At 67.4% G+C, this 11729-nt stretch carries 10 protein-coding genes; 4 read left to right on the top strand and 6 right to left on the bottom strand.

The annotated features are described in order from the left end of the window. Positions 1 to 88: 88 nt before the first annotated feature. From SH591_RS03625 to rplJ, 6 genes are all read right to left on the bottom strand, one after another. A complete protein-coding gene (locus SH591_RS03625) occupies positions 89 to 1660 on the bottom strand; it encodes a sensor histidine kinase (RefSeq protein ID WP_324750565.1) in 1572 nt (523 codons plus the stop codon). Next, positions 1657 to 2358 carry a response regulator transcription factor gene (locus SH591_RS03620; RefSeq protein ID WP_324750564.1) on the bottom strand — a complete coding sequence of 234 codons (702 nt, stop codon included), beginning with the start codon at positions 2356 to 2358 and terminating at the stop codon, positions 1657 to 1659. The genes SH591_RS03625 and SH591_RS03620 overlap by 4 nt, the downstream gene beginning before the upstream one ends. Before the next feature lie 11 nt (positions 2359 to 2369). Further along, the gene (locus tag SH591_RS03615; RefSeq protein WP_324750563.1) at positions 2370 to 3941 is read right to left on the bottom strand and encodes a DUF4153 domain-containing protein; all 1572 of its coding nucleotides are present in this window, start codon (positions 3939 to 3941) and stop codon (positions 2370 to 2372) included. Between the two features lie 115 nt (positions 3942 to 4056). Next, positions 4057 to 5508, bottom strand: a complete 1452-nt coding sequence (locus tag SH591_RS03610) for an AMP nucleosidase (protein ID WP_416385205.1) — start codon at positions 5506 to 5508, stop codon at positions 4057 to 4059. Positions 5509 to 5671: 163 nt separating this feature from the next. Then, positions 5672 to 6043: a 50S ribosomal protein L7/L12 gene (rplL, locus tag SH591_RS03605; RefSeq protein WP_322833075.1), complete on the bottom strand. Its 372-nt coding sequence runs from the start codon at positions 6041 to 6043 to the stop codon at positions 5672 to 5674. Between the two features lie 53 nt (positions 6044 to 6096). Then, on the bottom strand, positions 6097 to 6612 hold the full coding sequence (gene rplJ / locus SH591_RS03600; RefSeq protein WP_322833076.1) for a 50S ribosomal protein L10: 516 nt from the start codon (positions 6610 to 6612) through the stop codon (positions 6097 to 6099). 595 nt (positions 6613 to 7207) lie between these two features. On the opposite strand from rplJ, the gene SH591_RS03595 reads away from it, so the two are divergent. From SH591_RS03595 to SH591_RS03580, 4 genes are all read left to right on the top strand, one after another. Next, complete coding sequence (locus SH591_RS03595; protein ID WP_324750561.1) at positions 7208 to 8245, top strand: P63C domain-containing protein; 1038 nt, start codon at positions 7208 to 7210, stop codon at positions 8243 to 8245. A 262-nt stretch (positions 8246 to 8507) separates the two neighbouring features. Further along, the gene (locus SH591_RS03590; protein ID WP_324750560.1) at positions 8508 to 9659 is read left to right on the top strand and encodes a glycosyltransferase; all 1152 of its coding nucleotides are present in this window, start codon (positions 8508 to 8510) and stop codon (positions 9657 to 9659) included. An 81-nt stretch (positions 9660 to 9740) separates the two neighbouring features. After that, on the top strand, positions 9741 to 11147 hold the full coding sequence (locus SH591_RS03585; RefSeq protein WP_324751321.1) for an NAD(P)H-dependent flavin oxidoreductase: 1407 nt from the start codon (positions 9741 to 9743) through the stop codon (positions 11145 to 11147). Between the two features lie 125 nt (positions 11148 to 11272). Beyond that, the gene (locus SH591_RS03580) at positions 11273 to 11725 is read left to right on the top strand and encodes an SH3 domain-containing protein (RefSeq protein WP_322833079.1); all 453 of its coding nucleotides are present in this window, start codon (positions 11273 to 11275) and stop codon (positions 11723 to 11725) included. The last annotated feature ends 4 nt before the right edge of the window (positions 11726 to 11729 follow it).

The raw sequence follows: 11729 nt of genomic DNA, 5'->3' as shown, positions 1-11729 counted from the left end.
TGCGCGACGGCGCGACCTGTTCCGAAAGGCTGGGGTGAGGGTGCGTATCTAGGGAAGGCCAGCGGCGATGTCAAACCCGCCGGCCCGATTATCGAGCGATCGGCAGGCGCAGCCGGAAGCAGGCGCCGCGCTCGGACGGCAGGAGCTCGATCGCGCCGCGGCTCGCCTGCAGCAGCGAACGGACGATCGGCAGGCCGAGCCCGCTGCCGCCCTCGCGCCGCCGGCTGGTGAAGAAGGGCTCGAAGATCCGGTCGCGGTCCGCCGCCGGCACGCCCGGGCCGTCGTCGGCGATGTCGATGATAAGGGCATCGCCACCCGCATGGGCTGCGATCCGCACCTCCGTCGCGCCGGCCTGGGCGCTGTTGTCGACGAGGGTGACCAGGCTCGCTTCGATCGTCCGGGCCGGGACGGCGACCTCGGGCAGCGTCGACGGCAGATCGAGCCGGATCGCGAGCCCGGGGCGGGCGAGCGCGTCGGCGGCGCGGCGGATGACGGGCTCGGTGGCGACGGACTCGGCCGCGGGCCGGGCCATGTCGGCGCGGGCGAGATCGAGCAGGCGCGAGACGAGCTGGGCGAGCCGGTCGGCATCGCCTTCGATATTGGCGAGGAACCGGCGCCGCTCGTCGTCCGACATCCCGGCATGATGGTCCTGGAGCAATTCGATGCCGCCGCGGATTCCGGCCAGCGGCGTCTTGAATTCGTGGCTGACCGCATGGGCGAAGTCGCGCAGGTAGCGGGACCTACTCTCGATCGTCGCCGCCATCTGGCCGAAGTCGCGGTAGAGCGCCTGGATCTCGACCGCCGCCGTCGTTGGAGGCTCCGGCACGCCGCCCTTGCCGCTGGCGAGGTCGCGGGTTGCTGCGCTGAGCTGCTCGATGGGCCGGGCGATGCCGCGCGACAGCAGTCCGCTCAGCCCGACCAGGATGGCGAAGATGCCGCCCACCCCGATCAGGATCTTGCCGAGGTCCTCGTAGATGCCGCGAAACAGCGAACGGGGCGAACGCGACAGAAGCAGTGCGCCGACGACGGCGCCGTCGCGAGTCACCGGGCGGGCATGGTGGATGCGGATGTCCGACGCGCGGCTCAGCCATTCGAGCGCGTAGCGCGGGCGATAGGCGCCATTGTGGCGCAGCACCGTGGCCGGGCGACCCCCGAGGGCGGTCCGCACTTCGGCGACATTGGCGTAGCTGCCGCCGGCCAAACCGCCGGTGAGGATGCGGCCGTCGGCGTCGAGCAGCTGGATCGAGGCGAGCGTGGTCCGCGCGGTCTCGACGATCACAGGCTGCAGCCGCTCGGCGACGTCGCGTGCGGCGGGGCTGGCGCGGCCTTGGCCGCGCGTTGGCGGCGGCCGTTCCGGGAGGATCGGATCCGAATTGAGGTCGATCTTCGTGCGTTCGGGCCGAAAATCCTCTGGACGCAAGCGCGCCGGCAGAGCCGCGGGCGCGCCGGACCACGTCGCCTGTGCGGTCGCTGCCAACGCCGCGCCCTGCGCAACCAGCTCGGCCTCGGTCTGGCGGACGAGCGTATTCTCGTAGACGCGCAGGAACACCGCGCCGAAGCCGGGCAAAGCGGCAACGAACAGGAAGGTCATCAGCAGGATCGTGCGGAGCCGGAGGCGTGGCCAGTGCCGCTTGGCGAAAGCCTTGAGGCGGCCGATCATTCGCCGCTGCAGGCGCCGAGACGGTAGCCGATGCCCGGCCGCGTCTCGACGATGTCCGAGCCGCCGACGTCGCCGAACTTGGCGCGCATGTTGCGGACGTGGCTGTCGACGGTGCGGTCGGTGAGCGCGAAGCCGGGGCCGTGCATCCTGTCGATGATCGCATCGCGGCTGAACACCTTGGACGGCATCGCCGCCAGCGTGCGCAGCAAGGTGAACTCGGTGACAGTGAGCGGCACCTCGGTCCCGTCCCAAGTCGCGCGCCAGCCGTCGAGGTCGAGCGCGAGCTTGCCGTGGCGGATCGTGGTCGGGAGGTGATCGACGGTCGGGGGGTGCGCGGCCGTGCGGCGCAGGATCGCCATCACGCGGGCGGTGAGCTCGCGCGGGCTGAACGGCTTCACCACATAATCGTCGCCGCCGAGCTCGATGCCGATCACCCGGTCGATCTCGTCGTCGCGCGAGGAGAGGAACAGGATCGGCAGGTCGCCCTCGGCGCGCAGGCGGCGGCACACTTCAAGCCCGTCCATCCGCGGCATGTTGATGTCGAGCACGACCAGATCGACCTTGTGCTCCCGCGTCGCCGCCAGCGCCTGCTCGCCGTCCTCGGCCTCGATTGCGTCGAGGCCCGCCTTGCCGAGGGCGAAGACGATCAGCTGCCGGATGTGGGGATCGTCGTCGACGACCAGGATCGTGCGGGGCATCGGGCACAGAATCATCGCCGCGGCTCCGCTGTCAACCGCGGCGGCGCGACAATCGCGCTCGGCGGCGGAGGAACGATCCGGCCGTCGCAGACCCGGACATGTCCCGGCCGTGCCGCGACCGGCGGATGCGCGGCCAGCGCTGCGTGCGCGGCGGCGAGGCGGCGGGCGTTGCGCCAGGTCCAGCGGGGCCACTGCGCCTGTCGATCCTCGAGCCGGGCCAGCACCTCGGCGCGCACGAAGGCGACCCGATCGCGGAACAGCGGATCGAGCGTCCGGCGTTCCAGCGCGATCAGCGGCAGCAAGGCCGGCGGCCCGACATGGCGCAGGTAGCAAAGGTCGAGCGCGGCGCCGCGGCCGCCGACCTCGCGCGCATGGCGCACGTTCCAGCCGGCCGCGACCGCGCCGAGATCGACGACCGAAGCCATAGCGAGGAAGGCGAGCGCGGCGGCGGCGTTGCGGTTGATCAGCCAGGCGGCGCTCTTGCCCTTCAGCATCCGCCAGCAGATCAGCAGCAGCCCGATCGCGACCAGCACCATCCAGGCCAGGGCGGCGATCCGCAGCTCCGTCAGCGAGTAGACGTCCACATAATCGAGCGTGCGCAGGATGCTCGACGCGACCAGCAGCAGATTCTGCCCGATCCACAAGGTGACGAGCCCGCGGATGAGGGGGTCGGCGGCCGTGTCCGATCCGGGTCGCAACGTGACGAGCACGAACAGGCCGGCCAGCAGCGCCGTCGCGATCAGGGCGTAGGCGCCGCGATGGGCATATTCGGCCAAAGTGACGCCCGCGGGGAGCGTCGCCCCGCTCCAGAGGAAGGCGATGTCGAGCCCGTTCTGGACGCCGAAGATGGCGTTGAACAGGATCAGCGACAAAGTGACCGACGCGACCGAGACCCCGGGCAGGGCGATCTCGCGCTGCCGGTCCGAGAAGGTCCAGGCGGTGACGGTCCAGGCGGGGCGGAAGGTCGGCCACACCGCCATCAGCACCAGCATCCAGAAGCCGACACGGAGCAGGGTCCGCGCGGTCGGCGGGGGCAGGGTGATCGCCGACAGGCTGTTGGCGATGAGCGGGTTGGCGATCGCGAATAGCCCGACGAACAGGCCGCTGCCGATCAAAGGGACGACCACGATCGGCAGGAGCGCGCGGGTTGGCCGCCTGATTCCCGCCGTGCGCAGCCGCCGCAGCCGGCCCAGATCGGCCAGCGGCGTACCCAAAGCGGTGACGCCCTGGAGGAACAGGCGGGCAAACCAGCGGCTGGCGGTGTCGAAGGACGCGAAGCGCCAGAGCAAGGCGGCGAGCGTCAGCGAGGTCCAGAACAAGGCGAGCGCGAGCAGGCTGGGATTGTCGACCAGCGCCAGAGCGAACAGCAACGCCGCGCCGCCGGCCGCGAGCGCGGCCCGGTGGCGCAGGATGGCCGGGACGACGGCGGCGAGCAGCAAGGTCCAGGCGAAGGCGAAGCCGCCGACCGTCGCCGCGCCGCCGCGATCGAAGAACAGCAAATCGGCGAGGGCGACGAGCAAGGCGGCTGCCCCGGCCTTCAAAAGGAACGAGAAGCGTGCACGGGACAGAGCAGGCCGGATCATGAAAATCTCCCTTGGACGGGAGCCTGATCGGGGAAGGCGGTGAAGGCGCGGTGGCGGTGCCGGCGCGAAAGCGGCGCGGTCCCGGTGCAGAAATGGTGCAGGCGGTGGCCGTCGCTTAGCGGAAGGGCGGCTCGTCGAAGCTTCTGAGCTTGCGCGAATGGAGGGCGGCGCCTTCGCGCTTCAGCCGGTCCAGCGTCTCGATGCCGATGCGCAGATGCTGGCTGATCGCGCGCTCGTAAAAGGCGTTGGCCTGGCCGGCGAGCTTGATCTCGCCGTGGAGCGGCTTGTCGGAGACGCAGAGCAGGGTGCCGTAGGGGACGCGGAAGCGGTAGCCCTGGGCGGCGACGGTCGCCGATTCCATGTCGATCGCGACCGCGCGGCTCTGGTTGAAGCGCATCGCCGAGGCCGTGTAGCGCAGCTCCCAATTGCGGTCGTCGGTGGTGACGACGGTGCCGGTGCGCAGCCGCCGCTTCAGCGACTGCGGCTCCTCGCCGGTGACCGCCACGGCGGCGTTGAACAAGGCCTGCTGGACCTCGGCGATGGCCGGGATCGGAATTTCGACCGGCAGCACGTCGTCCAGCACATGATCGTCGCGCAGATAAGCGTGGGCGAGGACATAGTCGCCGATGGTCTGGCTGGGCCTGAGGCCGCCGCAATGGCCGATCATCAGCCACGCTTCGGGCCGGAGCACGGCGAGGTGGTCGCAGATCGTCTTCGCGTTGGCCGGGCCGACGCCGATATTGACCAGGGTGATGCCGTCGCCATCCTCGTCGATCAGGTGATAGGCCGGCATCTGGTGCTTGCGCCACGCGCTCTCGGCGAGCCGGGCCGCGCCGTCCGGGTCGCCGCGCGGGATCAGCACGCCCGGCGCCGATAGAGCGGTGAAGCGGCCGTCCTCGCGTTCCAGCTCGGCCAAGGCGAAGCGGGTAAACTCGTCGACGTAGCGGACATAATTGGTGAACAGCAGATAGCGCTGCACATGCTCGGGCGGCGTGCCGGTATAATGGCGGAGGCGAGCGAGGCTGAAATCGACGCGCGGGCCGTCGAACAGGGACAGCGGGCGGGCCGCGCCGGGGGCCTGGATCCACGCCCCGTCGGCGATCTCGTCGCCGATATGGGCAAGTTCGGTGGTCGGGAACCAGCGCGCCAGCTCGGCCGCCTCGACATTGTCGAGCCGGAGGTCGTCGCTGCCGTCGAGCACATAGGGATAGGGTATTTCGCTCGTCGATCGGCCGACCGAGACGGTGACACCGTAATCGCGCACCAGGAGGCCGATCTGTTCGGACAGATAGTCGCGGAAGAGGCGCGGCCGGGCGATGCTGGCGGCGTAGCGCCCGGAGCGGTTCAGCCGGCCGAAGGCGCGGGCTGGAAATTCGATGGGGCGGTCGTGGCGATAATCGACGCGCAGCTCGGGATAAGCGAACAGGCCCTGGGCGCGCGCGGCGGGATCGGGCCGTTCGTCGTCGGAGAGATAGGCGGCGAGGGCGCCGCGCAGCGCCGCGACGGCGCGGTCGTAACCGTCGCACAGGCTGTCGACGATGGCCGGGACGTCGTCGATTGCAGTCAAGAAGCGCTCCTTCGCAGGCCAATAGGCCGCATCGCGGCCGGCCGTTCAAGCGCCGAACGCATGGCGGCCAAGAAAAAAGGGCGGCCCCGATGGAGCCGCCCTTCTTTCGTCACGAGATCCCGGCCGAAGCCGGGATAATCGTCGCGCCTCGCGGCGCGGCCGATTACTTGAGCTCGACGGTGCCGCCGGCTTCCTCGATCTGCTTCTTGATCTTCTCGGCCTCGTCCTTGTTGACGCCTTCCTTGACCGCCTTCGGAGCGCCTTCGACGAGCGCCTTGGCTTCGCCGAGACCCAGGCCGGTGATGGCGCGGACTTCCTTGATGACGTTGATCTTCTTGCCACCGTCGCCGGTGAGGATCACGTCGAACTCGGTCTGCTCTTCAGCGGCCGGGCCGGCAGCGGCGGCCGGGCCGGCAACGGCGACGGCAGCGGCGGCGGAAACGCCCCACTTCTCTTCGAGCGCCTTGGCGAGGTCCGCGGCTTCGAGAACGGTCAGCTCGGAGAGCTGGTCAACGAGGGAATTGATGTCTGCCATGTTAAATCTCCACTGGGGCAAATGCCCCGAATTGTCGGTTCGTTATGCGGTAATCAGGCGTTTTCTTTGGCGGCGAATGCGCCAAAGACACGCGCCAGCTGGGCGCCCGGCTCGTTGATGGTCCGCGCAATCTTGGTCGCCGGCGCCTGGACGAGGCCGATGATCGTTGCACGCAGTTCATCAAGAGACGGAAGCTCGGCGAGCGCCTTCACACCGTTGACGTCGAGGAGCGTGTCGCCCATCGCGCCGCCCACGATTTCGAACTTGTCGTTCGTCTTCGCGAAGTCGACGGCCACCTTGGCGGCCGCGACGGGGTCGGCGGAGGTGGCGAGTGCCGTCGGCCCGGTCAGCATGTCGCTGATCGGAGCGTAGGCGGTGCCCTCGAGTGCAATCAGGGTGAGCGTGTTCTTGGCCACCTTATAGCTGGCGCCAGCGTCACGCATCTTTCCGCGCAGGGCGGTGGACTGGGCCACCGTCATGCCGAGGTTGCGGGTGACGACCACCACACCGACCTCGCCGAAAGTCTGCTTCAACGTGGCGACGGCTTCGGCCTTTTGAGCTCGATCCATGCCTCTACTCCATAAGCCCGGCACGACGTGCACCGGGCGGGTGAAACCGTGGCGCGAACTTCGCACCGCGGTTGTCCAAGGGGGATGGGTTGCCGTGCCCGATTACCAGGCAGACCCGGACCGCGGAACGGGCCGGTAAAAACTCTTCCCCGTCTTGGCGGGAGATTAAGGAGGGAAACCCTCCACCCGCTGTCTCGGACGGTACGGAAACGTTGCCGTTTCCTAGGCGCGACGACGCGAAGCCGCCGGCCAAGTGCGCGCCTATACAGGATTTCCGGCGGCGATCAAGCCACTGCGGCTTGGGAGCTTGAACCTGTCGTACGCTGCAACCGCGTCTTGCGCTGGCGCAAGGCAAGGAGGCGATATGGGATCGAGGACGAGCGCGAACTGCTCACTAGCGCGCTGCCCAACTTAGTAGAAGGCGACTGGAAACACGCCGAAAATATGACGACGGGAGCGGCGGTAGGAGACTGCGACCGGCGCTGGACGGAAGGGGAAGATAGCAAGCAGGCAAGTGGACTTGCGCTAATCTGCTTGCGTAAAACTGAGCAAGCTGCTACTTTGCGGGATCAGCAAGCAGGAGCGGAGTCGTTTCATGTCGGATACGGACCCCCAAAAGAAGGGCGGCGAGGCTCGCGCAATCGCCCTTAGTCCAGAGCGGAGGAAAGAGATCGCGCGGCTAGGGGGCCTTGCGCGGGCGGCCAACTCTTCCGCAATCCCCAAAGCAGAGTTTGGCTCGGCCAACCGCCCCCTGAAAATCGGTGAGATCGAACTGGACTGTTTTGTCCTGAACAACTCGCAACGCGTTATCTCGCAGCGTGGCATGTTCAGAGGTTTGGCGGTCACGCGCGGCGGTCCTCGCGATGACACAAGGCCGGATGATGGTGGCGCCGAGCTCCCCCGGTTTGCCACGCAAAAGTGGCTTTCCCCTCATCTTTCCAGTGACCTAGAAATGGCGCTGAGAAACCCGATCCTTTTCAGTGCTCCGGGCTTTCATCGCGTACTCGGTTATCCGGCTACGATCCTTCCGGAAATCTGCGACGCCATACTTTCAGCTAGGGCCGCCGGTGACACTACCGAGCGTCAGAAGGTAATTGTCGAACGAGCGGAGCAGTTGATCCGTGCCTTCGCTAAGGTGGGCATCATCGCCCTGGTCGATGAGGCAACGGGTTACCAGGCATATCGCGCGCGAGACGAGCTGCAGAGAATCCTTGCTGCATATATTTCTCCTAAATTGCTGCCGTGGACGAAGAGATTCCCCGATGCATTTTACGAGCAGCTGCACCGAGTGTGGGGCTGGCCGTACCAGCCGGGCAACAACAGCCGGAACGCTTACATTGGCAAGCTCACAAATGAGTTGATCTATGAACAATTGCCTCCCGGCGTGCTGGATGAGCTAAAAAAGAAGTCTCCGAAGAACGCTCAGACGGGCCGTCGCAGGACGACGCTTCACCAAGGTCTTACGGAGGACGTGGGCCATCCCAGCCTGCAAAGCCAGATCAGCGCGACGACTACGCTATTGCGAGCGACTCCGTCCGGAAAACGCGACTTCTTTAAAAAGCTTTTTTATCAGGCCTTCCCGCCTCGGCAGGGTCGACTTTTCGAAGACCCACCGGCCGACGCTGAAAAGTAATCGATTAGCAGGGCTGCTGACGTGTCGATCCACACCGTGTCGAAGCAGCTGGCCGAGGCGGGGAGCTAGCATCGCCATCCATGATTGGTCTCCAACGTGAAGGCGAGCCGCATCAGTGTGGTGAGATTGGGTTGTTCTGTTTCGCTCACAAGAACGTGAAGGTTGCCAAGGACGCGTCCGAAGGCGCTGGCGACGGATGACCTGAAACTAGCCACTGCGCCTCCGCTTCCCCACCGGGCAAGGCCGAGTCATAAGGGCGGCCATGCCGGTTCGCATCCTCCACGCCCATTCGACCTTCTCGCTCGGCGGCAAGGAGGCGCGCGCGGTGCGCCTGATGAACGCGTTCGGCGACGCGGCCGAGCATGTCGTGCTGAGTTCGATGCCCGGCCGCCTCTCGGCGCGCGACGCGATCGGCCGGCACGTTCGCGTCAGCTTTCCCGCCGACGCGCCGGCGCTGGCGGGGCGGCCGGGGCTCGGGCGCCTGTTCGCGCTGGCACGGTATATGCGCCGCTTCGACCTCGTCCTCACCTATAATTGGGGCGCGTTCGACGCGGTCATGGCGCGCTATCTGTTCGGCAAGGGGATGGGCCTGCCGCCGCTCGTCCATCACGAGGACGGCTTCAACCAGGACGAGGCCGACGGGCTCAAGGCCCGGCGCAATCTCTACCGCCGCCTCGGCCTGTCGGCGGCGCACCGGCTGGTGGTGCCGTCGGTCACGCTGGAGAAGATCGCGGCCAAGGCCTGGGCGCAGCCGCCCGAGCGGATCGTGCGCATTCCCAACGGCATCGCGACGCGGCGCTACGGCCTTGCCCCGCTCGCGGACGCGATACCGGGGCTGCACCCGGCCGAGGGCGAACTGGTGATCGGCACGGTCGCCGGGTTGCGCGCGGTCAAGAATCTGCCGCGGCTGGTCCGCGCCTTTGCGGCGATGCGCTACCCGCGCGCCCGGCTGGTGATCGTCGGGGAGGGGCCGGAGAGCGAGCGGATCGTCAGCCAGGCACGCGCCTGCGGCGTCGCCGACCGCGTCCATCTTCCAGGATTTCTGTCCGATCCCGCGGCCTTTCTCGGCGGCTTCGACATCTTCGCTCTGTCGTCGGACAGCGAGCAATTCCCGATCGCCCTAGTCGAGGCGATGGCGGCCGGCCTGCCGGCGGTCGCGACCGCGGTCGGCGACGTTGCAGCGATCGTCTCGCGCGACAATCTGCCGCTGATCGTCGACGCGGACGACGAGCCTGCTTTCGCGCTGGCGCTGGACACGCTGGCCGAACGCCCGGACCTGCGTCGTTCGATCGGCCGCGCCAATCGCGAAAAGGCGCTGGCCGATTATGACGAGTCCGAAATGATCCGCCGTTACGCGCGGCTTTATGGTGAAGCGCTCGGCGATCCTCATGCGTTCACCGGGATGGGCGCGTGAAAATGTTGCGCATGCGGCGTATATTGCCCCTATAGGGCCCGCTGCCGCCCTCCGGGACGGCCGGAGTTTTTTGGAGGAATGATGTTCAAAGGTATCCGCCCGATCCGCTATGCCGGGCGCGAAGTGCTTCCGCTCATCGAGGGCGGCAAGGGCGTCTCCGCCACGAACCATGCGAGTTCGGGCGCCTGGGCCGCGGCCGGCGGGATCGGCACCGTTTCGGCGGTCAATGCCGACAGCTACGATCCCGAAGGCAAGATCATCCCCCAGGTCTATCACGCCCTCACGCGCCGCGACCGTCACGAGGAGCTGATCCAATATGCGATCGCCGGCGCGGTCGCGCAGGTCCGCAAGGCCTATGACATGGCCGGCGGCAACGGCGCGATCAATATCAACGTCCTGTGGGAGATGGGCGGCGCCCAGCGCATCCTGCACGGCGTGCTGGAGCAGACCAAGGGTCTCGTCGCGGGCGTCACCTGCGGCGCGGGAATGCCCTACAAATTGTCCGAAATCGCCGCCTCCTACGGTGTTTCCTACCTGCCGATCATCAGCTCGGCCCGCGCGTTCAGCGCGCTGTGGAAGCGGGCTTATTCCAAGTTCGCCGACGAGCTCGGCGCGGTCGTCTACGAGGATCCGTGGCTGGCCGGCGGCCATAACGGCCTCTCCAACGCCGAGGACCCGCTGAAGCCGCAGGATCCCTATCCGCGCGTCAAGGCGCTACGCGATACGATGCGCCAGGGCGGCATTTCGGACGACGTGCCGATCGTCATGGCCGGCGGCGTCTGGAACCTGAAGGAATGGGAGCATTGGATCGACAATCCCGAGCTCGGCCAGATCGCCTTCCAGTTCGGCACCCGGCCGCTGCTCACCAAGGAAAGCCCGATCCCGGAGGAGTGGAAGCAGCGGCTGATGACGCTGGAGGAGGGCGATGTCCTGCTCCACCAATTCTCGCCGACCGGCTTCTACTCCTCGGCGGTGCGCACGCCGTTCCTGCGCGAGCTCGAGGCGCGCTCGAAGCGGCAGATCGCCTTCACCAAGGAAGAACTGGGCGACCATGCGTTCCAGCTCGACGTCGGCGTCGGCGGCAAGAAGAATTACTGGGTGACGCGCGGCGACCTGCTGCACGCACGCGAATGGTATGCGCAGGGCTATACCGAGGCGCTGAAGACGCCGGACGAGACCCTGGTGTTCGTGACCCCCGAGGACAAGGTCGTGATCCGCAAGGACCAGGCCGATTGCATGGGCTGCCTCAGCCAGTGCGCCTTCTCGTCCTGGGCGGACAATGAGAAGAACTCGACCGGCCGCCTCGCCGATCCGCGCAGCTTCTGCATCCAGAAGACGCTGCAGGACATCGCCCATGGCGGGCCCGTCGACAACAACCTCATGTTCGCCGGCCACGCGGCCTTCCGCTTCAAGAACGATCCTTTCTATTCCAACGGCTTCGTGCCGACGGTGAAGCAATTGGTCGAGCGCATCCAGACCGGCGACTAACGTCCCGATCTGGTGCGCCCGGCGGCAGGCGGTTGAAGCCGGCGCACCGGGGGGACTAAGGGAGAGGGTCACGACCTCAACGGAGAAGATGTGAGATGCGGCGGGCGATTGCGGCGGCGTTGATAATGTTGGCGGCCTTGCCGTCGGCGTCCCAGGCGCAGAAGGAGCGCGCCACGCCTTATTGGGCGTCGATCTCGGCCGGCGAGGCGATGATGCGCACGGGGCCGGGCAAGAATTATCCCGCCGTCTGGCTCTACAAGCGCGCCGATCTGCCGATCAAGGTGCTCGAAGTCTATCCGAGCTGGCGCAAGATCCAGGATCCGGACGGCACGACCGGCTGGATGCTGGTCAACCTGCTCAGCGACACGCGGACGGCACTGGTCGTCGGCGACGAGGCGCGGCCGATGCACCAGACGCCTAATGGCGCGGCCAAGGTCACCTATCGTGTCGAACCGGGCGTGGTCGGCCGTCTGACCGACTGCAGCAGCGGCTGGTGCCGCCTCGACGTGCGCGGGCGCGCCGGCTACATCCGGACCGAGCATATCTGGGGCACCGATCCCGGCGAAGAGCTGGACTGAGGAG

The sequence above is a fragment of the Sphingomonas sp. LY54 genome (assembly GCF_035594035.1).
Taxonomy (GTDB): Bacteria; Pseudomonadota; Alphaproteobacteria; order Sphingomonadales; family Sphingomonadaceae; genus Allosphingosinicella.
The sequence above is the reverse complement of the archived record's forward strand: the minus strand, read 5'-3'. Positions and strand labels throughout refer to the sequence as shown.

Coding starts and splice junctions, on each gene's coding strand:
- SH591_RS03625 (WP_324750565.1), bottom strand. CDS start 1,660: ATGATCGGCCGCCTCAAGGCTTTCGCCAAGCGGCACTGGCCACGCCTC.
- SH591_RS03620 (WP_324750564.1), bottom strand. CDS start 2,358: ATGCCCCGCACGATCCTGGTCGTCGACGACGATCCCCACATCCGGCAG.
- SH591_RS03615 (WP_324750563.1), bottom strand. CDS start 3,941: ATGATCCGGCCTGCTCTGTCCCGTGCACGCTTCTCGTTCCTTTTGAAG.
- rplL (WP_322833075.1), bottom strand. CDS start 6,043: ATGGCAGACATCAATTCCCTCGTTGACCAGCTCTCCGAGCTGACCGTT.
- rplJ (WP_322833076.1), bottom strand. CDS start 6,612: ATGGATCGAGCTCAAAAGGCCGAAGCCGTCGCCACGTTGAAGCAGACT.
- SH591_RS03595 (WP_324750561.1), top strand. CDS start 7,208: ATGTCGGATACGGACCCCCAAAAGAAGGGCGGCGAGGCTCGCGCAATC.
- SH591_RS03590 (WP_324750560.1), top strand. CDS start 8,508: ATGCCGGTTCGCATCCTCCACGCCCATTCGACCTTCTCGCTCGGCGGC.
- SH591_RS03585 (WP_324751321.1), top strand. CDS start 9,741: ATGTTCAAAGGTATCCGCCCGATCCGCTATGCCGGGCGCGAAGTGCTT.
- SH591_RS03580 (WP_322833079.1), top strand. CDS start 11,273: ATGTTGGCGGCCTTGCCGTCGGCGTCCCAGGCGCAGAAGGAGCGCGCC.